The organism is Streptococcus sp. DD11 (assembly GCF_001578865.1).
Lineage (GTDB): Bacteria > Bacillota > Bacilli > Lactobacillales > Streptococcaceae > Streptococcus > Streptococcus panodentis.
Window position 1 is genome coordinate 15,019 of record NZ_KQ969392.1, and the last position, 1,858, is coordinate 16,876.

The 1,858-nt window shown below is 52.3% G+C and carries 1 protein-coding gene and 1 pseudogene; both read right to left on the reverse strand.

Features of this window, described 5'->3' with window-relative positions; translation table 11 throughout:
• Positions 1-194 (reverse strand): annotated as a pseudogene (locus STRDD11_RS00075) (methionyl-tRNA formyltransferase); the annotation flags it as partial.
• 385 nt (positions 195-579) lie between these two features.
• A partial coding sequence (gene priA / locus STRDD11_RS00080; RefSeq protein WP_128835283.1) for a replication restart helicase PriA occupies positions 580-1,858 on the reverse strand: 1,279 nt, incomplete at its 5' end.

Consider the following 1,858-nt stretch of genomic DNA (forward strand, 5'->3'; position numbering starts at 1 on the left):
GCAGGCTGATAGACTGGCAGGCCAGAGGCCAAAGCCACTTCCTTGACCGGTGTCCGGCGGATTTCTTTCTTGCGGCCGACTGCCCGGTCAGGCTGGGTTACTGCCGCCAGAATCTCGTACTGCCCGCTTTCCAGCAGCCCTTTCAGAACAGTTGCTGAAAAGTCCGGCGTTCCCATAAAGATTAGTTTCAACATAGTTTCCTCGAATTTTTTCCATGAGGCTGGGACCAAAGTCCCCAGCTTCGTCTATTTCTATCGTTTGATTTACAAAACGCAGTGCTCTCTCTATTATAGCAGAAAAATCCAGCTGATTGCCGTCTTCTGCTTAAAGACAGCTTTTCCACTCTTTCTGTGTCAGACTCACGCCCTGTTTGCTGCGATTTGCTTCAACAGTTTGGAAATGAGGTGGTTCGGAGAACCTTTTCAGCCCAATCCCAGAAAGGCAACAGCAGGGTCGGTCAGCTTGCAGCAAAAGGAAGGCCGGTCCCTCTGCAAGCTTGGGAGGCTGTTGGGCTTGCAGCAGCCGCCCCTCCCGCAGAGCTGGCACTGCCTTTGGGAAGTTCTGTCCGCTCTGAGTTTATCACATAAAATTCTGCGGCTCATTATCAATGCTCAGGCGCAGGTCCTTGTTTTCCTTCTCCTGCGTTAGGTCCAAAACTTGATTGAGACTGGTCTGCAGATCATCTTCAAAACGGTACTTAAGCAGAATTTGATAATGATAGAGATTGTGAGTTCGGGCAATGGGCTTAGGAGTCGGGCCCAAAATGTGCACCTTGTCCGACAGTCCGGCCCGCAGAATATCCAAGACCCGATAAGATTCTTTGACAGCTTTTTCCTCATCTCGGTGCGACAGGGTAATGCCGACCGTATAGTAGTAAGGCGGATAGCCCAGCTGTCGTCGGATACTCATTTCATAGGCATAGAAACCTTCGTAATCCTGTTTTTTCGCAAACTCAATAGCATAGTGATGCGGATTGTAGGACTGGATAAAAACCTGCCCGGCTTTTTCGGCCCGGCCGGCTCGGCCGGCTACCTGGGTCAGCAGCTGGAAAGTCCGCTCTGAGGAGCGGAAATCCGGCAGATTGAGAGCCGTATCAGCATTGAGCACACCGACCAAGGTCACATTGGGAAAATCCAGCCCTTTAGCAATCATCTGAGTCCCCAGCAGAATATCTGCCTGACCCTGTCCGAAGCTTTCTAAAATCGCCTCATGGCTGCCTTTTTTGCGTGTCGTATCCACATCCATACGGAGGATGCGGGCCTGAGGAAAAAGCTGAGCCAGTTCATCGGAGGCCTTTTGCGTACCAGTGCCATAGTAACGAATGCTGCGGCTGGAACAGACAGGACAGCTCTGAGGAATATTCTTGCTAAAACCACAGTAGTGGCAGTTCATGGTCTTGGTGTCCATGTGCAGGGTCAGAGAAATATCACAGTTGGGGCAGGTATCCACCGAACCGCACTCCCGGCACATGACAAAGCTGGAATAGCCTCGCCGGTTCAGCATGAGGACTACCTGTTCCTTGCGCTGCAGCCGTTCTTCAATGGCTGCAAGCAGCGGCGGTGTATAATTAGCGGCCTCGTTCTGACCGATGTAATCCCGGAAATCAACGACTTCTACCTGAGGTATCCGAGCCAGAGGATTCGCCCGCTTGGTCAGGAGCTGAAAGTCATAGAGACCCCGGCTGGCCCGCGCTCGGCTCTCCAAGCTGGGGGTTGCAGAGCCCAGAACCAGAACGGCTTGATTGTACTGAGCCCGCAGCAGAGCCACATCGCGCGCATGGTAGCGAGGATTGGAATCCTGCTTATAGGAGGATTCATGCTCTTCATCAATGATGATGGCGCCGATATTTTTTAAGGGG